General features: G+C 62.0%; 16 protein-coding genes. 10 read left to right on the top strand and 6 right to left on the bottom strand.

What is annotated here, in order from left to right; genetic code table 11:
- Positions 1 to 295: 295 nt before the first annotated feature.
- The 6 genes from NKJ06_RS18065 to NKJ06_RS18040 all read left to right on the top strand — a co-directional run bounded on the left by NKJ06_RS18065 (position 296) and on the right by NKJ06_RS18040 (position 6,152).
- The gene (locus NKJ06_RS18065; protein WP_010913078.1) at positions 296 to 448 is read left to right on the top strand and encodes a lasso peptide; all 153 of its coding nucleotides are present in this window, start codon (positions 296 to 298) and stop codon (positions 446 to 448) included.
- Positions 449 to 580: 132 nt separating this feature from the next.
- A complete protein-coding gene (locus NKJ06_RS18060; RefSeq protein WP_352628165.1) occupies positions 581 to 895 on the top strand; it encodes a PqqD family protein in 315 nt (104 codons plus the stop codon).
- 127 nt (positions 896 to 1,022) lie between these two features.
- On the top strand, positions 1,023 to 1,400 hold the full coding sequence (locus NKJ06_RS18055; RefSeq protein WP_352628166.1) for a lasso peptide biosynthesis B2 protein: 378 nt from the start codon (positions 1,023 to 1,025) through the stop codon (positions 1,398 to 1,400).
- Positions 1,397 to 3,313, top strand: coding sequence for a lasso peptide isopeptide bond-forming cyclase (locus NKJ06_RS18050; RefSeq protein ID WP_352628168.1), 1,917 nt, complete (start codon positions 1,397 to 1,399; stop codon positions 3,311 to 3,313). The genes NKJ06_RS18055 and NKJ06_RS18050 overlap by 4 nt, the downstream gene beginning before the upstream one ends.
- Entirely contained in the window at positions 3,310 to 4,296 is a 987-nt protein-coding gene (locus NKJ06_RS18045; protein WP_352628169.1) for a phosphoenolpyruvate carboxykinase (ATP), read from the top strand. The genes NKJ06_RS18050 and NKJ06_RS18045 overlap by 4 nt, the downstream gene beginning before the upstream one ends.
- A gap of 8 nt (positions 4,297 to 4,304) precedes the next feature.
- Positions 4,305 to 6,152 (top strand): ABC transporter ATP-binding protein, encoded by a 1,848-nt coding sequence (locus NKJ06_RS18040; protein ID WP_352810342.1) that lies wholly within the window; start codon positions 4,305 to 4,307, stop codon positions 6,150 to 6,152.
- A gap of 21 nt (positions 6,153 to 6,173) precedes the next feature.
- Here the strand turns inward: NKJ06_RS18040 and NKJ06_RS18035 are convergent, their stop codons facing one another.
- Positions 6,174 to 6,449 (bottom strand): exopolysaccharide production repressor protein, encoded by a 276-nt coding sequence (locus tag NKJ06_RS18035; protein WP_352628172.1) that lies wholly within the window; start codon positions 6,447 to 6,449, stop codon positions 6,174 to 6,176.
- A 603-nt stretch (positions 6,450 to 7,052) separates the two neighbouring features.
- On the opposite strand from NKJ06_RS18035, the gene NKJ06_RS18030 reads away from it, so the two are divergent.
- The gene (locus NKJ06_RS18030; protein ID WP_352628173.1) at positions 7,053 to 7,730 is read left to right on the top strand and encodes a sugar transferase; all 678 of its coding nucleotides are present in this window, start codon (positions 7,053 to 7,055) and stop codon (positions 7,728 to 7,730) included.
- Positions 7,731 to 7,830: 100 nt separating this feature from the next.
- Positions 7,831 to 9,096: a polysaccharide biosynthesis/export family protein gene (locus NKJ06_RS18025; RefSeq protein ID WP_352628174.1), complete on the top strand. Its 1,266-nt coding sequence runs from the start codon at positions 7,831 to 7,833 to the stop codon at positions 9,094 to 9,096.
- A 222-nt stretch (positions 9,097 to 9,318) separates the two neighbouring features.
- Here NKJ06_RS18025 and NKJ06_RS18020 read toward each other — a convergent pair whose 3' ends face one another.
- The 5 genes from NKJ06_RS18020 to NKJ06_RS18000 all read right to left on the bottom strand — a co-directional run bounded on the left by NKJ06_RS18020 (position 9,319) and on the right by NKJ06_RS18000 (position 16,591).
- The gene (locus tag NKJ06_RS18020) at positions 9,319 to 10,629 is read right to left on the bottom strand and encodes an O-antigen ligase family protein (protein ID WP_352628175.1); all 1,311 of its coding nucleotides are present in this window, start codon (positions 10,627 to 10,629) and stop codon (positions 9,319 to 9,321) included.
- 184 nt (positions 10,630 to 10,813) lie between these two features.
- Positions 10,814 to 11,641 (bottom strand): SDR family NAD(P)-dependent oxidoreductase, encoded by an 828-nt coding sequence (locus NKJ06_RS18015; RefSeq protein ID WP_352628176.1) that lies wholly within the window; start codon positions 11,639 to 11,641, stop codon positions 10,814 to 10,816.
- An 83-nt stretch (positions 11,642 to 11,724) separates the two neighbouring features.
- Entirely contained in the window at positions 11,725 to 12,219 is a 495-nt protein-coding gene (locus NKJ06_RS18010) for an acetone carboxylase subunit gamma (protein ID WP_352628177.1), read from the bottom strand.
- On the bottom strand, positions 12,216 to 14,420 hold the full coding sequence (locus NKJ06_RS18005; protein ID WP_352810341.1) for a hydantoinase B/oxoprolinase family protein: 2,205 nt from the start codon (positions 14,418 to 14,420) through the stop codon (positions 12,216 to 12,218). Before NKJ06_RS18005 ends, NKJ06_RS18010 begins: the two co-directional genes overlap by 4 nt.
- 11 nt (positions 14,421 to 14,431) lie before the next feature.
- Entirely contained in the window at positions 14,432 to 16,591 is a 2,160-nt protein-coding gene (locus NKJ06_RS18000) for a hydantoinase/oxoprolinase family protein (protein ID WP_352810339.1), read from the bottom strand.
- A gap of 112 nt (positions 16,592 to 16,703) precedes the next feature.
- On the opposite strand from NKJ06_RS18000, the gene NKJ06_RS17995 reads away from it, so the two are divergent.
- Together NKJ06_RS17995 and NKJ06_RS17990 are read left to right on the top strand one after the other, a co-directional pair.
- Positions 16,704 to 17,474 carry a helix-turn-helix transcriptional regulator gene (locus tag NKJ06_RS17995; RefSeq protein ID WP_352628180.1) on the top strand — a complete coding sequence of 257 codons (771 nt, stop codon included), beginning with the start codon at positions 16,704 to 16,706 and terminating at the stop codon, positions 17,472 to 17,474.
- A gap of 106 nt (positions 17,475 to 17,580) precedes the next feature.
- Positions 17,581 to 18,330 (top strand): SDR family NAD(P)-dependent oxidoreductase, encoded by a 750-nt coding sequence (locus NKJ06_RS17990; protein ID WP_352810338.1) that lies wholly within the window; start codon positions 17,581 to 17,583, stop codon positions 18,328 to 18,330.
- Positions 18,331 to 18,433 lie beyond the last annotated feature (103 nt).

Genomic DNA, 18,433 nt, shown 5'->3' with positions numbered 1-18,433 from the left:
GAAGTTGCTCCATTAGCAGCGCCTAAAATACAAGCGCCAAGCAAATACTTTATGCAAGCAAAATCAAATGCTTAAAGAATCGTCGTCGCTATAACTCATGTGCCTATGAAATCCACTCAAAAGAAGTCAGATTTTGGGCGTAGCTCACACATGTAGTGACACCCGCAACCCGTAATTGATTAACGCCTGGTAAATCAGGCTTGACTCATAAATGCTGCTATGCAGCTATTGCGTTGCAGCATGAAAGTGCTGACGGCACTCGACAGGCCGTTTCCAGTCCTTATCGGAGAGTAAAATGGAACAGAATGTTGAAAAGCATGAATATGAAACGCCAAGCCTGACGGTGCATGGTTCGATTGAAACCATCACCCAGGGCGGCGGCGGCAGCACGGCGATCGACGCCTCGTTCCCCGCGCACACGCCGATCGGCGACCTGACGTTCTCCTGAGCCTATCGTAGTTTTCCGGAGTGACGACGTTACGTACTCTGGACCCAAGGAAATAGGAGAGTCGGGGGCAAACCTCCGACTCCGCTTTCATTGCCTGGAACTGCCTGTGCGTATTGTAAGCGAGGTTTTGGGATGAACTGGAAGCTATCTGACCATGATCTGGCCGACCACGATTTGATAGGCGCGACCAAGGATGCCGTGGCTTGCGAGTTCGGCAATGGCCTGGCGCTGCTTTATCTCAAATCCAATGTCTATTACAGCCTGAATGGCGTCGGCGCCTTCATCTGGGAGTTGATCCAGGAGCCCAGATCGATCGCCGACATCCGCGGTGCCGTGCTTGCGCGTTACACTGTCGACCCACAGCGCTGCCAGGCCGACGTCGACGCATTGCTGAAGGGCTTGGCCGATAACGGGCTTGCGAGGCTGCAGCATGAGGCACTTGTCTAAGCCGGTTCCGCAAAAGTGGATCACGGATTCGCGACAGGAATCCGCGAGAAAGAAAAGTCCCAAGCAAACAAAGCGCGGGGGAAGCCGGCGCGGGCTGGTCAGGGTTTTCTCCCTGAGCGGCTCGGAAATGATCTTTCTTAGCCACTGCCTGCTGGTGGTCGCGGCGGTTCGGCTTGGGCTGACGCTGCTGTCCTATAACCATGTTCGCAGCCTGGTGACGCGGCTCGACGCACGTCAGTGCGCTTCAATGGGCGAGTTGCGGCGTGTCGCCTGGGGCGTTGCCGCCGCAGCCCGTTTCGTCCCTTACGCCACGTGCCTGACCCAGGCACTTTCGGGCCAGTACATCCTCGCCCGCCAGGGCAATGCCTCTAAAATACGCATCGGCATCGAACGTGGCACGGGCAAGCAGTTGAAGGCGCATGCCTGGCTGGTCAGCGACAACCATATCGTGCTTGGCGGATCGATCGACGGTTTCGCCTATCTCGTTGATCACGGCAGCCGATGAGCGGCGTCGCCGGAATCTTACTGCGACAGAGGCTCGCACCGGCGGTCGCGGCGGGTGACATCCAGCAGATGCTGGCGCGCATGCGCCATCGTGGCCCTGACGGCAGTTCGTGGTGGCTGGACGCCAGCATCGCGCTTGGCCACGCCTGGCTCAATACGTCAGATGAAGCCGGTCCGGGTCCGCGGACGATGGCCGGCGGCAGGCTCGCCATCACCGCCGATTGCCGGCTGGACAACCGCGACGAGCTGCTGGCCAGGCTCGGCATCCGCGACCAGTCGGTCGCCGACGCGATCGTGCTGATGCGGGCCTATCTGCGCTGGGGCGAAGCCTGCACGGAGCATCTGCAAGGCGATTTCGCCTTCGCCATCTGGGACGGCGAGCGGCAATCGTTGTTTTGCGCCCGCGATCATTTCGGCGTCAAACCGTTCTACTACCACGCGGCGGACCAGCGTTTTTGCTTTGCCTCCGAGATCGGGCCGATCCTTGGTGTCGATGGCGTCGGTGCGCGCGTCAGCGAGCATCAGATTTCCGGATTTCTGGCCGGGCTTCCCGACGACCCGCAGTCTACTCCCTACAGCGATATTTTCAGCCTGCCGGCCCGCCACAGTCTCACCGTCACCGCGCAACAAGTGGTGCTGCGCCGATACTGGCAGATCGAACCGTCGGTGCGGCCCTTGCGGTCCGACGCAGCCGAGGAGTTCGCCCACCTGTTCTCGCAATCGGTGCGCAACCGCATGCGGGGAACTTCCGCGGTCGGCGCGATGCTGAGCGGCGGCCTCGATTCCTCGTCGATCGCCTGTGTCGCCGGCCTGCAGAATGCCGCCGCGGGCAAGCCGAAGCTGCCGACCTTCTCGCTGATCTTCGACAAGGGTTCGCCGATGGACGAGCGGCCCTTCATCGACGCCGTTCTCGACCAGCAGCAGGTCGACGCGACGCTGATCCCGGTCGGCAACTATGCGCCATTCGCCGAATTTGAACGCGTGCTGGAAGAACAGCAAGGAACGTTCCTGGCGCCGGGCCTGACGCTGACACGCGGTATCTATCGGACTGCCGGCGCCAAGGGCATCAAGGTGCTGCTGGACGGCCATGGCGGCGACGAGGTCGTTTCACAAGGCCACGGCCATCTGCATGAGCTTGCCAATGCCGGCAGATGGATGGATTTGTGGCGCGAGGTCCGCAGCGCCTCCAACACTTATGGCGACAGCACGCTTGGCCTGTATTTCCAGTTCCTGGCCCTCTACGGGCCGGCCTGGCGCATCGCCAGGCTGAGATATCTGGCGAACCGTGCCCTGAACAGGATCCGCAAGACGGTGCAGATGCCGCGCGGCTGGCGCGACCTGATCAATCCGGACCTGGCCAGGCGAACCGAGCTTGTCGACCGGTTCCACCGGGCCGGATATATGCCGCCCGGCATCCAGGCCAGCGACGCGCTCAGCCATCGCTGGATCCTGTCAAACGGCTATGTCCCGCATGCTTTCGAGGTTCTCGACAAGGCCGCGGCCAATTTCGGCGTCGAGCCGCGCTACCCCTTCTGGGACAAGCCGCTGGTCGAGTTCTGCCTTGCGCTGCCGGGCGAGGCGAAGCTGAGCCACGGCTTTGGCCGTTATGTGCTGCGCCGCGCCATGCAAGGCGTCCTGCCGGCGGCGGTGCAATGGCGGCGCGACAAGATCGATTTCACCGCCAATCTCGTCAACGGCATGCTGCGCAACCACCGCGACCTCCTGGAACAGCTGCTGGTCTCGGATGCGGGCCGCATTGCGCCCTACGTCAACCTGCCACAGGTGAGTGCTGCCTATGCGCGCCTGCTGCGCCGGCCCGATCAGGCAGCGCCCCTGGATGTCCAGTATGTCTGGCGCTCGGCCTCGCTGTCGCTGTGGCTGCGGCAGCTCCAGCACAGCGGGAGCCACGCATGACGCCGCGCAACGAGCCGCTCACCGCATACAACGGTCACCCCCATCCGCATGGCCGGACTGTACGAGAACGCCGCTTCTACCGGGCTTATGGCATGACCATCGCATCCGAGGTGACGTTGCCGGAGCTGGAGCCGGCGCCGCCGGGAGCGGCGGATGTCGTGATTGCCGTCGGCGCCATCGACATGCCAAAGCCCTCGCCGGAGGCCGCGACCGACTTCCGCTTCGAGCCGCACCGGCAATATCTGACCTGGCATGCTGTCGGTGCGTTCCTGATCAGCGATGACTGCCGCATCGACATAGAACCGGCACCCGGCGTCGACGACACGCTGATCGCGTTTCCGCTGCTCGGCCCGGTCATGGCGCTGCTCTTGCACCGGCGCGGCCTGCTCGTCCTGCATGCCAGCGCCATTGCCGCCGCCGGCACGAGTGCCATCTTCATGGGCGACAAGGGTGCCGGCAAGTCGACGACGGCGAGCGCGATGATCCGGGCCGGACACCAATTGCTTACCGATGACGTAGTAGCGCTCGACCTCGCCAATCCGAGTGAGCCGATGATCGTTCCGGGTTTCCCGCAGATCAAGCTGGCGGCCGACGCGGCGGCGGCGATCTCTCTCGGGGAAGCGGAAGTGCGCCCACAAGTGCATCCGGCGATCGACAAGATGCAGCATCGCCTGAACGGCGGCTTCTCCGGCGACAAGGTGCGGGCAACCAGGATCTATATTCTCGAGCGCGGCGAAAAAGCTGACATCACGCCCTTGCCCGCTATCGCCGCTCTGCCGGCCATCATCAAATTCTCCTATGTGACGCGTTTTGGCCGCGCGGCGCTGCCCAGCGATTTCGCGGCGGTGCATCTGCGTCAATGTTCAGCGATTGCTAACCATATCGGCGTGTGCCGGCTGGAAGTTCCGACGGGTCTCGGCAGGATCGGCGAAGCCGTGGACCTGATCGAAAGGGATCTGGCGGCCGGCAGTCGGCGGCCGTGAGCGCGATCATGTCGAAGTCCTCAATCCTTCGCCTGTCGCTGTTTCGAGAAATTGCCGCATTCGGCGCCGTCATTGCCCAGATCGGCGGGCGGCGAACCTGGACGGCGCTTCTCTTCCTCATCCTGGGCAGCCTGACCGAGGGCATCTCCATCCTGCTGTTGATCCCGCTGCTGCATCTGGTCGGACGCCCCGACCAGGATTTCGCGGTCAGGCTGCCGAACAATGATTTCGTGCACTGGCTGGTGCCGGACGGAACACTGCAGCTGACGACAGTGCTTTGCGCGCTGGTCGGGCTTGTTGCTGTGCAGGCCGCGTTCAACCGCTTCAAGTCGGTCTACATGGCCAAACTTCTGTTCGATTTCATCAACCGCGTTCGACTGAACCTGTTCGAGAGCATCGGCAAGGCGCGCTGGGGCGTTTTCACGCGCATGCGCAGCTCCGATCTCGACCACGCCCTGACCGGCGACATCGACCGCGTCCAGGGGGCTGCTTTCTCGCTGTTGATGCTGGTGCAGATCGCGGTACTTCTGGCCGGCTATCTCATGATCTCCGTGTTCATCTCGCCGGTCATGACGCTGTTTGCCGTCATCATCGGCATCCTGATGTTCGTGGCGCTGCAGCCCTTCCGGACGCGGGCCACCGCCTTTGGCCGGGTGCTGACCGCCAATCGCCAGGATCAGTACCGGACGGTCTCGGAATTTCTCGCCGGCATCAAGGTAGCCAAGAGCCTGAACGTCGAAGCCAGCTATTTCGCGCAACTGCAGTCGACACTGGAAAAGATGAAGGCCGACAATATCGACTATGTGCGCAACAGCACCATCGGCACCGCGGTGTTCCAGGTGGCGAGCGTCGTGGGCTTGAGCCTGTTCATCTATGTGGCGCTGGTCCGCTTCAACCTGTCGCTGGCCGAGATCGTCGTGTTGCTGCTGGTCTTCATGCGCATTGCGCCGCGCTTCATGGACATGCAGACGCAGGCCCAGCAAGTGCTGATCAACCTGCCCGCCTATACGGCGATGCGCAGCATGCAGGCGCGGTTCGACGCCGAACGCGAACCGGATGACGGCGGCGGCATTGCGGAAGGCGGCAAGCTGTCACTCGCCACCGGGCTCAACATCAGGGACGTTTCCTTCGGATATGGCGACGACCCCACCAAGGCGGTGGTCGCCGGCATCACCTTCGGCTTGCCGGCCGGCAAGGTCACCGCCCTGATCGGCCCCTCCGGATCGGGCAAGAGCACGATCGCCGACATGCTGCTTGGCCTGCTCGAGCCTACCGCCGGCAAAATGCTCGTCGACGGCGTCGAGATCGATGCCGGCAATCGCCGCCGCTGGCGCGATCAGGTGGCCTATGTGCCGCAGGACGTGTTTCTGCTGCATGACACGATCGCGGCGAACCTGCGCCTTGCCGCGCCGCAGGCCAGCGATGACGATCTGTGGGCCGCGCTGCGCTCGGCGCACGCCGGCGAGTTCGTCGAACGGCTGGACCTCAAGCTCGAGACGGTGGGCGGCGACCGCGGCGTGCGGTTTTCTGGCGGCGAACGCCAGCGCATCGCGCTTGCGCGCGCGCTGCTGCGCAAGCCGTCGCTGCTCATTCTCGACGAAGCCACCAGCGCGCTCGACTGGCAGAACCAGTCGCTGATCGCCAGGTCGATCGACGGATTGCGCGGCACGATGACGATCCTGACCATTGCGCACCGGCCGTCGATGATCGCCTTCGCCGACTGGGTGGTGGCGATGGAAAACGGCCGTATCGTCGAGGTCGGCCAATACCAGCGGCTGAAGGAAAAAACCGGCAGCCGGTTGTCGAGGATGCTGTCGGGGGAACAGTCGGAGACCCAACCCGCCAACGTGGCGTGAGGCCGGCGAGCCTCCGGCCAGCTAGTGCAGGCCGCGCCTGGCGCTGCCCAGCTTCTCGCCTTCGGCGACCTCTGGCGCATTCAGCTTTCGCTCGGCGTCACGAGCCATGTCTGCCGGCGTCGGCGCGCTCCTGGCGATCATGGCATAGACGAGCACGAAATAGCCCGCCTGAATGACGACGGCGCAGATGATCACGCGCACCACTATTGTGCCTATCGACGCGCCGCCCAGCCAGGACCAGCCGACCACGATAGCCAGAGCGAAAATCATCCCGAGGATGAATTTTGGAAGCGCCATACCCAACAGCCCATAAACCGGCTCGGGTACATATAACGATTGCCCCACCCGAGCGCCGTCCCTTGTCATGTGGGCTTGTTAAAGGTCGCCCACTCTCGGCCGGTTGCTTCCGGCCTTTTCTACCTGTCGCCACTCTGACAGATATAATTTGCAATTCTATTAAGGCGAGCAATAGGCGGCAAGGGCAACTCCGAATATTTTTCATTGGGTTTTTGCGATCGACTCCGCCATGGTGCAATGCACGCAACGGGATTTAAGCCGATCTCCGGCCTTCAGCGCTTTTCAGTAAGATAGACAATATTAAGTAGTATTTTACATGGTTTTGTCCAAGCATCACCGCGAGCTAAAGCACTAATGTGTACCATGCCTTGGCAACTAGGTAGGCTTGCCTAAAAACCGCCCTAAAAATGTCCGTATTTTTTCGACGATGCCCATTTCTTGTCACAAATGTGCTAAATATGCCGAAATTTGTGCATGTCTAGCTTATTATTTAGTCAATTCATGACGCGACTATTTCAACGGGGTGGGAAATTGTGTGTTGCGCTGCAACATTTTTTTGGTATCTTGCCGCGAACCATTCGTTCAACGCATGGAGTTTACGGCATGAGGGACGTTGCCAAGTCGGCCACCGCGGGCTTTTCGCAGGCTGACATCGATTTTCCGCCGCCGATCGGCGGCCTGCTCAAACGCAGCTTCGATATCGCCGGTTCACTGATCGGCTTGATCGCTCTCAGCCCGCTGTTTGTCATGATCGCGCTGCTCGTCAAGTTTTCCGACGGCGGCTCGATTTTCTACGGCCACAGGCGAATCGGGCGCGGCGGGCGGATTTTTCCATGCCTGAAGTTCCGCACCATGGTTCCGGACGGCGACAAGGTACTGGCAGCCTATCTCGCCACCAACCCGGACGCCAATGCGGAATGGATTGCGACCCGCAAGCTGAAGAACGACCCGCGTGTCACCCGTGTCGGAGCGGTGCTGAGGAAACTCAGCCTCGATGAACTGCCCCAGATCATCAACATCCTGCAGGGCGACATGAGCCTTGTCGGCCCTCGTCCGGTTGTACGCGACGAACTGGAGATCTATGGCACATCCGCCGTCTATTACCTGAAATCCCGCCCAGGCCTGACCGGCCTGTGGCAGGTCAGCGGCCGCAACGATGTGTCCTATGACAGCCGCGTCGCCTTCGACCGCCACTATGTCGAGAACTGGTCGCTGTTCGAGGACGTTCGCATCATCATCAAGACCGTCCCGGCCGTCTGGATGTCGCGCGGCTCTTACTGACCGGCCGGAGGCCAATACCAGACACTGGGACAAGCATTCGACGGCAAGCTCATCGGGCGATGGGGCTAAAGCGGATCGGAACGTTCAGTTGAAGACAGATATGTTCGAAGCCTTTCGCAGCGGCCCGGTTTCCGGCCGCCTGCGGCGGGCGCGTTTATTGGCCACATGCCTTGCCGTGTCGCTCGTCGTCCCCCACATCGCCGCCGCCGGCGATTACCGCCTCGGGTCGCAGGACAAGCTCACCATCCGCGTTGCCGAATGGCAGACCGTGGAAGGCACCTTTCGTGACTGGTCGGCGGTGAATGGCGAGTACACGGTCGGCCCATCGGGCACGCTGTCGGTGCCGTTCGCCGGCGAGTTGCCGGCATCCGGCAAGACCACGTCCGAAATCGCAGCGGCGATCAGCGAGGCGCTGCAGCGTAAGCTCGCCCTATCGGACAAGCCCGAGGCCTCTGTCGAAATGGCGCAGTTCCGGCCATTCTACATTTCGGGCGAAGTGCAGAACCCCGGCCAATTTCCTTATGTGCCCGACCTGACAGTGCTGAAGGCGATCAGCGTCGCCGGCGGCATCAGGCGCAGCGCCGATTATGGCCCCCAACTCGGCAAGGACCTGGTCACCGCCAAGGGCAATTTCGATATCTCCGACGACCTGCGCATTCGGCTGATCGTCAAGCGCGCCCGCATCGACGCGGATATGGCCGGCAAGACGAGTTTCGATGTGCCTAAGGAGGTCGAGGGCGACCCCAGACTGCCAGCCATCGTCGCCGACGAGATGACGATCCTGACGTCCGACCAAAGGGCGTTGAAGCTGAAACTCGAGGCGCTCGACGATCTGAAAGGGGTTTTGCAGTCCGAGATCGAATCGCTGCAGAAGAAGATCGTCAACCAGCAGCAGCAGGTCGACCTGGCACAGCAGCAACTCACCAGCATCGGCCCGCTGGCTCAGAAAGGCCTGATCGCCAACGCCCGACTGTTGGATTCGCGGCAGTCCGTCGCCGACCTGCAGGGCAAGATCCTGGACTACGAAACGGCCATCCTCACCGCCAAGCAGTCGATCAGCAAGGCGACGCAGGACGCCATCGATGCCCAGAACACCTTGAGTTCAAGTCTCGCCACCGACCGGCAGCAGACCGAAGCCGACCTGAACGAGGCGGCGCTGAAGGCGAATATGCAGAAAGGCCTGATAGCCCAGGCCAGCGATCCCGCGACGACGGCCGCTATGACAAATGATCAGCAGCCCACCCTCCTCTATTCGCTGGTGCGCAACGTCGACGGCAAGACCAGCGAAATCGCCGCGAAGGAAGAGACGCTGGTGCTGCCTGGCGACGTGATCAAGGTCAAACTGGCGCCGCTGGCCAGCCAGTAGGCTCGCGAACCCCGGCATCATTCAGTGTTTCGATCCGTCCCGGCAAGGGATAGATTTTTTTGTCTAAAGCGCGGCGCGTTGAAGCGGATTCAGTCGACGGGCTTTAGGCTTTGTTTTTTATGCACGTCGTTGCCGGAGCCACTTTTGGGCGACATGCATTAGGCGTCACGCAAGCCGGGCGGAGGCTTCCCGTGCTCTGGCCTCAGCCCGCGAGTTGATAGGTCATGACGGATCGGCGGCCGCCGGACGGCCGGCATGCCGGGGCCAGTCAGCTTCTCCCCTGGCCTCCGCCTGCTCCAGGACCTGCGACCGCCGCGTGCGGGTAACGGGCAGCCGCGCCAGCTTGAAGAAGCTGAAATACATCAGGAACGAGCCCATGATGTAGGGGTTAAGTATCTCGACCTCGACGAAGGAGCGGATCAGCAGCAGCACCATCACGCCGAAGAGGATCACCGAATCCGCCTGCCATGTCCTGAAGATCACCGCCGAAACATGGCCGTAGAGCGTGCGCAGCATGATCAGCGATACCAGTGTCGCTCCGACGAAGCCGAGTTCGACGAGAGCCTCGATATAGGTATTGTGAAAGTGGAAGCCGGTGCGGGTGGTGATGTAGAATTCGTTCCAAAGCCGCTCGGCTTCGGCGAAGCCCTGCACCCAATAGGCGGCATAGCCAACACCGAGAATCGGCGATTTCTGCACGGCATTCCAGCCCTGCTCCCACAGATAGGTCCGCCCGGTGAGCGTCGAATCCTTGCCGAAGAGGCCGAGGACGAAGTCCATCAGCCCGAGATTCAAGGCGACAAAGGCAACGACGACCAGCAGGCCGGCGCCGATCAGGAAAATCACCCGGCGGTAGCGGCGTGACAGAAGTTTGCTCATCGCTAGAAGCGCCACCAGCGCCAGAACCGCCGGTATCGAGGCCATCGAGGTCGCCGAATGCGAGACGACCAACACATAGGCCGACAGCAGCACGATAGGCACCGCCAGGAGGAAGCTCAGCCGGCCGCGCCTGTAAAAGGCAAGGAAGACGGCGCAGAAATAGATGCCGAGCGAACCGACAAAGCCGATCTGGTTCTTGGAGGCGAAGGCGCCGACGAAGTTGACGGTGCCGTCGAGAACGTCCTCGGAATAGTTCGCGACCTTCAGCGAATAGAGCAGGACGACGAATATCCCGATCAGGGCACCGATCGTCAACGTGCGCACGCTGACGGTGCGCGCAGCGACGTAGGCGCAGGCTATATGGGAAAAATACTGGATGGCCGTTCTCACCGTGACGCCGGGCGCCTGCGACCAGAAGACGGAGGAGCAGACATAGGCGGCAAACAGCAGCGGCAGCCAGGCGCTGGACAGCTGGCGCAGGAACCGCCGGTAATCGACCAGGATGAGCGGAAGCCAAACCGCATAGTAGGCGAGGATCAGCACCTGGCCGAAAATGACGGAGTAGGAAAACGCCCAGATCGAGACGGCTACGGCAAAGGCGCCATAGACCGAGTTCCTCTCGGGATCGACCAGCAGGGACTTTGGTATCTTCATCTCAGAGTCCCGCCGACACGACCCACGGCCGGCAAGCCATGAGCCGGCCGGAATTTTCGCAAACATGGGCGTGCAATAAACGGCGTCTCCATTGTGCAGTGCAATATAACCTATCGCGCCCGGCGCTCAATGGCAAATCCGGTCACCTTGTCTTACAGCCTGTGCGAAACGCGGAGGGTGGGCGCTACCACAGTGCTCCGCCGGTGATCTGTATGTTTTCCATGGTGATGCCCTTGGCCAGATCAGAGCACAGGAAGACCGCCAGTGCCGCGATCTCCTGCGGCTGCAGCATGCGCTGCTGCGGATTGCCCCTGGCGATTTCGGCCATCGCATCTTCTGGCGTGCGCCCCTTGCCCTCACGCTCGACGACCTGCGCCACATTGCGGCGCATCAGCTCGGTCTCGACCCAGGTCGGGCTGATCATGACGCAGGTGACGCCGTGCGCCGCACCTTCCAGCGCCACGCAGCGGGTCAGGCCGAGAAGACCGGCCTTGGAAGCACAGTAGGCAGGGTTGTCCTTCCAGCCGACCGAGGCCGCCGTCGAGCCGATGTTGACGATGCGGCCCCAGCCGCGCTCGATCATGCCCGGCAGCACGGCACGCGTGACGCGGAAGGCGCCGGTCAGGTTGGTGTCGACGATCTTGTCCCACAACGCGTCGGAATGGCCGCAGACCGGTTGCTCGGCGGTGGTGCCGGCGGCGTTGACCAGAATGTCGGCCGGTCCGATGGCCGCTTCGGCGTCCGCCGCGAAACGGTTGGTGACGTCGCTGTCGCGCACGTCGAGATGGGCGGCGTGGACCTTGGTGCCATGGACGGCAAGGGCTGAACGCACACGCTCGATCTCGTCCGCGCCGGGATAGTAGGCGGCATCGGATCTGTCAGCGCCGGCGGGCGCGATGTAGGAGCCGACGGCGACATTGGCGCCGGCTTCGGCCATTGCCGTCGCAATGGCAAAGCCCATGCCTGAAAACCCACCGGTGATGATGGCCCCGCGGCCCGAAAGGTTCTTCATGGCGCGTGGTCTCCGCTCTGTTCCGGGTAGGCAATCAGGCCTGGCCGGATTTGGCAATCACACTCGAAGGCAGCGACAACCATTCATGTTCCCTGCAGCGGCTTGCCCAGCCATTCGCGGTAAAAGCCTTCGAGGTCGGGTTCGAAATCATGCACGATGGGATAGCCGGGTGCGGCCGCTTCCACCTCGTGCAGCGTGCCGCACTCAGGGCAGATGAACTCGCGGATTTCCATCCATTCGGGATCGGGAAGATCGCTGTTGGGATAGATTTCACGCAGCGCCTCCTCGGTGTTGCGGACATGAATAGCAGCGTTGAGCTTCCAGTTCTTGCGATAGTCGCCGAAGGAATGGCCGCACTCGCAACGAGTGATCCGCTCATCGCCGCTCTGGCAGATGAACAGGTGATCCGAGACCGGCAGCAGGATCGGATCCTTCCAGGCAACACGGTCCTGATAGACGGCGACCATCTTGAAGAAGCGGTCGTCGTCCTTGTAGGCGCTCATAATGCGCCGGGTTTGCGGCCAGGGCAGCTGGCCGGCTGCCAGATCGCGGATAACTTCCTTGCTGTACGAGGTCATGGCTTAGCTCCCGGCATGAAGATCGATCTGGCGTCGACGTTCCAGAACTCACTGAAATCCCTAGTGAAGCGCGAGGACAGCTTGATCGCGCTGGCGTACATTTTCTTCACTTCCGGGGCGAAGTCGGCCTTCTCGACACGGCCACGCTCTGAGGCGATCCAGTCGGCTACCGGGATCGCCTTGGCCAGGCGCTGCTTGCGCATGGCGGCACGGCGCTTCGCCGTGGCATCGATGTCGGCAACGGGATAGCCGTCTTCATCGTCCTTCAGCATGATACCGAAAACCTGGTCCGCCGCCTCGCGGGTCAGAAACCCGTTCTCGACATCCCATGCCGTCTTGATCGGATCGCGCTCCAGCACGTCGCCATAGCCGCCGCCGCCATTGTAGGAATGGCTGAAGATGTCGCCTTCCTTGTGTGGCGCGGTGATATAGGGACCCTCGACCACGGCATGGTCGCCGCCGATGTTCTTCTCATAGTCCGAGACGTATGGATCGATGCCGGGCGCATGCGCCAGCGGTTCGCCTTTTGCCGCCAGTTCATGGATGTTGGAGTTGCGTACGGCGCGATGCTTCTGGCAGGTCGGCGCGGGATAGCCGCCGCACATGCCGCCATTGTCAAAGACGCGCGAGGAATGTTCCGAGGTGTGGAGCCTGAGATGCGAGGTCTTGTTGATCAGCCAAGTCGAGACGAACGAGCAGCCGCCGCGATATTTGCCGGCACCGCCGGAGTTCGGGACGATCGAGCGGCCGATATAGACCATCGGCATCGACTGTTCCCAAACCTCGATGTTGCCCATGTCGGATTCCGGGTTCCAGCCGACATAGGCGGTGTCGAGACCGTCCTTGATGGCGAGCGCGCCGGAACCGGCGGCGGCGCATTCGAAATGCGCCATGCCGAACGGCGTGCCGTACTGGCTTTCGCCACCCATCTCGATCATCGGGCTGTTGACCTGGCCGACGAAGGCTTCCTCGACATAGCCGCGTGCCACGAAGCTGCGCGACAGCAGCCGCTGGAAAACGCCATAGGCCGGCAGCAGGAGTGCCCATGAGGTGGCCGTCGCCACCATCTCATTGTCGGGGTTGGTCCAGGTGCCGTGCGGCAATTTCAGTTCGGTCGCCATCCAGGCGCCGTCATTGACCAGGCCCTCGAAATTCATGTGCTGGGTCAGCGTCACGAACATGCCGCCATCCATGCCGGCCGGCGTGCAGTTCATCGAATGGTAGCCCCAGGGCTGCGTGCCTTCGAAGTCCATGGTGATCTTGCCGTCTGATGTGATCTCCATCTCGATCGGGATGTTGTAGAGCCAGTCGGGATCGCCGAGCAGCTGGAAGCCGGGCTTTCCCGCCGTGACGTGGCCGTAGAAAGTGTGGCCGCGATAAATGCCGGGAACGGTGAGCTGGCGGGTGCGGGCGAGCTGGGCGCGGCGGCCTTCCTCGATGAACTCCTTCGACACCTTCATCCAGTAGTCGAGGCCGATCTCGGAGATCAGCTGCTTGACGCTTTCGCGCATGTCGATGCAGGAGGCGACCTTGGCCTTCTCGTCGAGCACCCAGTAGATCGGCATGCGGAGATTGCGCTCGCAGCGGATGACGTAGTCGCGGCGGATCTCGTCATTCTCGCCGATCTTCTCGGCGCAGACGAACAGGCCTTCGGTGAAGCGCTCCTGCGCGAGACAGACGTCGCCGCCGGGCGTGATGCCGCCGGCTTCCAGCTCGTGGCAGACAGCGCCGGCCCAGCCGACCAGCGTGCCTTCATGGAAGATCGGCACCACATCCATGACGTCGGGCACCTGCACGGTGCCGATGAAAGCATCGTTGTTGGCGAAGATATCGCCTTCGCGGATTTTCGGGTTTTCCTCGTAGTTGTTCTTGATCATCCATTTGATGAAGCGGCTCATCGTATGGACGTGCACCATGATGCCGTTGGACAGCGCGATGGCATCGCCCTCAGGCGTGTAGATGGCGACAACCATTTCACCGACTTCGCGCACGCCGGGCGAGGCCGAAATGCGGCGCGCCATTTCGCGTGCCGAGACGCAATAGGCACGCAGCTTGGTGTGCAGCGTCTCGAATTTCAGCGGATCCTGGTTGCGTAGCGTGAGTTCCGTGATGCCGTCATAGCAGCCGGTCTCTTCCATCAACCGCTCGGAATCGAGCAGTCTTTCGCGAAGGCGCAGGGCCGAAGCAGGTTTGTCCAACATGGCGGTGCCTCTCAAGCGTGGGTGTAGTGCAGCAGCGTCCATTCATCGACATGGACGCGGTCCTGCGGATGAACGACGAGCGTGGTGGCGGGATGTTCGATGATGGCCGGGCCGATCACTTCGTGGCCGGGCTGCAGGAGATCCATCTCGTAGAGATTGGCCTTGTGCCAGCGCCCCGCAATATAGGCCTCGCGCACGCCCTTGTGGGCGGCTGCCGGATCCGACTTGCCGAGCGGCCGCTTGAGCAGCACCGGCTTGACCTTGTCGGCGGTGGCGATGAGGCCAAGCTCGGTGATGGTGAAGCCGGCTTCACCATAGCGCGACACGCGGTGGTTGACCTTGGCGTAGACAGCCTCGAACTCGTCGATAACCCTGCGCATGTCATCGGCCGAATTGACCTCAGCCAGCGGCGCCATGACTTCGACGTCCTCGAGCTGGCCTGTGTAGCGCATCATCAGGAACGGCACGGTCCTGATCTTTTCCCGCGCATGGCCGTCGGCGATCATCTCGTCGACTGCCGCCTTGGTCAGATCGCTCCAGACCGTTGTGACCTTGGCGCCGAAAGCGGCCAGCGTCGCCTCGTCGGCGCGCGACGGGATGTCGTGCTGCGTCGACACGGAATGACGGCGCATGAAATCGGCAGTCGTGCAGCCGAAGGCGGAGAAGGCGGCGGCAAACTGGAAGGTGATGATGTCCTTGAAGCCGATGCCCTTGGAGCAGCCGGCGAGATGCAGCGGGCCCGAGCCGCCATAGGAGAGCAGCGTGAATTCGGAGGGATGGATGCCTTGGCCGGAAATGACGCGGCGCAGCGCGTTGTTGGCATCGGACTCCAGCATGTCAATCATGCCCTCTGCCGCCTCTTCGACACCAACTCCCAGCACGTTGGCGCATTTCTCCTCGAAGGCTTTGCGTGCCTTCTCGACCTGCAGCACGACTTTGCCGCCGAGAAAGTAATACGGGTTGAGTCGGCCGAGGATCGCGTCGCAATCGGCGATGGTCGGTTCGGTGCCGCCCCTGGCGAAGCAGATCGGACCCGGATCGGAGCCCGCGCTTTCCGGCCCGAGCGAGACCTTCCTGGTCAGCGGGTCGACCTTGAGGATCATGCCGGCGCCCGCACCAATGGTGTCTAGATGCAGCGTCGGCACATTGAGCTTGAAACGATCCATCAGCGGCTCGTTCTCGATCCGCGTCTGGCCGCGCGTGATGACGCCCATGTCGAAGGAGGTGCCGCCCATATCCGAGCAGATCAGTGAGTCGTTGCCGATCAGCTTGCCGACATAGGCAGCACCGAGGATACCGCCGATCGGGCCGGAGATCATGGTTTCATGGAGGCGCGGATGGTTGATAGAGGTCAGGCCGCCGAAGGAAAGCAGAGTCTGCACGCCATATTTGAAGCCGTATTTCTTCGAGACGTCCTCGATGCCTTTGAGCTGCTTGCGGCCACGCGAGGTGGCGTAGGCTTCGATCAGCACCGAATTCAGCCGCGACTGCTCGCGGATGACCGGGCGGACTTCGTGGCTGGTGTAGACGATGATGTCGGCGCCGGCCTTCTCGACCTCCGCGCGGCAGATTTCGGCGATGCGCTTCTCGTGCACCGGATTGACGTGCGAGAAGATGGTCATGATGCAGATCGCCTCGACCTTGTCGCCGATCAGCTTTTTCGCGGCGGCGGAGACTTCGTGTTCGTAGAGCGGCAGCACGATGTCGCCGAACTGGTCGATGCGCTCGGTGACGCCATGGGTGCGGCGGCGCGGCACCAGCGGATCGGGATGGTGATGGGTTACCGCATGCAGCCGGTCGGCATAGGAATAGTCGGCCCAGGCCTGCAGGCCGCGGCCCATCAGGATCATGTCCTCGAGACCCTTGGTGGTGATCAGGCCGAGCCGGCGGCCGGTGCGCGACAACAGAGTGTTGAGCATGCCGGTGCCGGAATAGAGCACGACGTTGACGCCGGAAAACAGTGATTCCAGCGAGATGCCCCATGCGTCCGCCGCGTCTTCTGCCGAAGCCAGAAAACCCTCGGCTTCATTCTTCGGCGTGGTTGCCGACTTGCCGATCTTGAAGTGGCCGTCCTGATCGACAAGGATCGTGTCGGTCATCGTGCCGCCGGCGTCGATACCGATGACAATAGGGTTGCCGACGATGGGACAGGTGAGGTTGGGTTGGGTCACGGTCGCCTCGGGATCTGGTCTAAGATGCAACAAGGCTAGATTGGTTGGGTGGCCTTGCGCCATATGCCTAAAGACACAATGACGGTTGGGCTGGGATCGCCGAGAAAAGGGCATGCGCATGGGCAATATCTGGGCGCCGCTCGCCAGGGCGATCGCCGCCACCGGCACGGACAGGCATGTCGACTGCCTGATCGACCTGATCGGCGCGGACATCGAGCACGACCTCGTCACCGTGACGCGCTATTCGGCGACGCAGACGCCCGAGTTCGTCAAGCACCGGCGCTTCTCGGATGAAATGGTCCGGCGCTATCTCGACAACTACTACGTGTTCGATCCGTTCTACGCCTCGTGGCGGCGCGAACGAAGGCTGGGCATCATGCCGCTAAAACGGCTTGCCAACGATGAGGCCAAGCGCGGCCAGTACATAGCCGGCTTTCTGGCCCAGTCGGAAATTTGCGACGAGGTCGGCATCATGCTGGCCGACGGCGGCGACTGGTGCCTCGGTATCTTCCTCGACCGCTCGACCACTTCATTCAGGGATAGCGAGATCTCACTTCTGGATGAGCGTTTGCCGGTATTCGAGGCGCTGCATGCGCTCGACATCAAGGCGCGCGGAACCGACTTCTCCCGAACGTCGGCGCCGACAGGCCCCGGCGCCTCACCCCGGCAGGAGCCGACCATCCCGGCCAGCCTGTGGCCGGGGCTGTCGCTGCGCGAGCGGGAACTTGTCCAGCTGATCCTCGCCGGTCATCCGACCGCCAACATCGCCGAGCGCCTCGGCATTGCCATCGGCACGGTCAAGAACCACCGCCGGCGCATCTACGAAAAGCTCGACATCACCACCGAGCGGGAACTGTTTTTGCAGTTCTTCCAGCACCGGTAGCGACTGCCTCCGCTGGCCCACCAATATCCCGTTCGGCGGCTTCGATCCCGCCTTGAACTTGGTCATCGATAACTTCACATTCGCTACCGATTGGGAGGAAGACGATATGCCGAGTTTCGCGGAACGGTTTGCCGGACGATCGGCCGTGATCACCGGTGGCGCCTCCGGCATCGGTCTGGCAGTAGCTCAGAGAATTGTCGACGAGGGTGGACACGTCTGCGTCTGGGATCGCGATCCTGTCCAAATCGAGCAAGCCAAGGCTGTCATCCCTGGCCTCCACGGTATTGCCATCGATGTCGCCGATGCCGCGGGAGTCGAAAGCGCCGCCGCGCAGACGATAGAAGCGCTTGGCGGTGTCGATGTCCTGGTCACCAGTGCGGCGATCACCGGCCCCAACATGACGGCCTGGAATTATTCGGTAGAGGACTGGCAGAAGGTCATCGACATCAACATCAACGGCGTCTTCTACTGCAACAAGGCGCTCGTGCCGCACATGCTCGAGCGCGACTATGGCCGCATCATCAACATCGCCTCGATCGCCGGCAAGGAAGGCAATCCCAACGCCTCCGCCTACAGCACCTCGAAGGCCGCGGTGATCGGCCTGACCAAGTCGCTCGGCAAGGAACTGGCCAAGACCAAGGTGACGGTCAATTGCGTGACGCCGGCCGCCGTGCGCACCGCGATCTTCAAGCAGATGAGCCAGGAGCACATCGACTTCATGCTGTCCAAGATACCGATGGCGCGCTTTGGCGAGGTCGACGAGGTGGCGGCGCTGATCTGCTGGATCGCCTCGGAGGAGTGTTCGTTCACGACGGCCGCCGTGTTCGACGTTTCCGGCGGCCGCGCCACCTACTGAGGCAGGACGCATCTCAATTCCGCGTGACGGTGCAACGAATGGGTGCTTACGGGCGTATATAGTCCCAGACTTCGAATCGACTATGACGCAAGGAAGCTATGCC

It is taken from the genome of Mesorhizobium sp. M0293 (assembly GCF_040321735.1).
Lineage (GTDB): Bacteria > Pseudomonadota > Alphaproteobacteria > Rhizobiales > Rhizobiaceae > Mesorhizobium.
The sequence above is the reverse complement of the archived record's forward strand: the minus strand, read 5'-3'. Positions and strand labels throughout refer to the sequence as shown.

Coding starts and splice junctions, on each gene's coding strand:
- NKJ06_RS18045 (WP_352628169.1), top strand. CDS start 3,310: ATGACGCCGCGCAACGAGCCGCTCACCGCATACAACGGTCACCCCCAT.
- NKJ06_RS18015 (WP_352628176.1), bottom strand. CDS start 11,641: ATGAAGAACCTTTCGGGCCGCGGGGCCATCATCACCGGTGGGTTTTCA.
- NKJ06_RS18020 (WP_352628175.1), bottom strand. CDS start 10,629: ATGAAGATACCAAAGTCCCTGCTGGTCGATCCCGAGAGGAACTCGGTC.
- NKJ06_RS18005 (WP_352810341.1), bottom strand. CDS start 14,420: ATGTTGGACAAACCTGCTTCGGCCCTGCGCCTTCGCGAAAGACTGCTC.
- NKJ06_RS18060 (WP_352628165.1), top strand. CDS start 581: ATGAACTGGAAGCTATCTGACCATGATCTGGCCGACCACGATTTGATA.
- NKJ06_RS18030 (WP_352628173.1), top strand. CDS start 7,053: ATGAGGGACGTTGCCAAGTCGGCCACCGCGGGCTTTTCGCAGGCTGAC.
- NKJ06_RS17990 (WP_352810338.1), top strand. CDS start 17,581: ATGCCGAGTTTCGCGGAACGGTTTGCCGGACGATCGGCCGTGATCACC.
- NKJ06_RS17995 (WP_352628180.1), top strand. CDS start 16,704: ATGCGCATGGGCAATATCTGGGCGCCGCTCGCCAGGGCGATCGCCGCC.
- NKJ06_RS18055 (WP_352628166.1), top strand. CDS start 1,023: ATGATCTTTCTTAGCCACTGCCTGCTGGTGGTCGCGGCGGTTCGGCTT.
- NKJ06_RS18050 (WP_352628168.1), top strand. CDS start 1,397: ATGAGCGGCGTCGCCGGAATCTTACTGCGACAGAGGCTCGCACCGGCG.
- NKJ06_RS18025 (WP_352628174.1), top strand. CDS start 7,831: ATGTTCGAAGCCTTTCGCAGCGGCCCGGTTTCCGGCCGCCTGCGGCGG.
- NKJ06_RS18010 (WP_352628177.1), bottom strand. CDS start 12,219: ATGACCTCGTACAGCAAGGAAGTTATCCGCGATCTGGCAGCCGGCCAG.
- NKJ06_RS18040 (WP_352810342.1), top strand. CDS start 4,305: ATGTCGAAGTCCTCAATCCTTCGCCTGTCGCTGTTTCGAGAAATTGCC.
- NKJ06_RS18035 (WP_352628172.1), bottom strand. CDS start 6,449: ATGGCGCTTCCAAAATTCATCCTCGGGATGATTTTCGCTCTGGCTATC.
- NKJ06_RS18065 (WP_010913078.1), top strand. CDS start 296: ATGGAACAGAATGTTGAAAAGCATGAATATGAAACGCCAAGCCTGACG.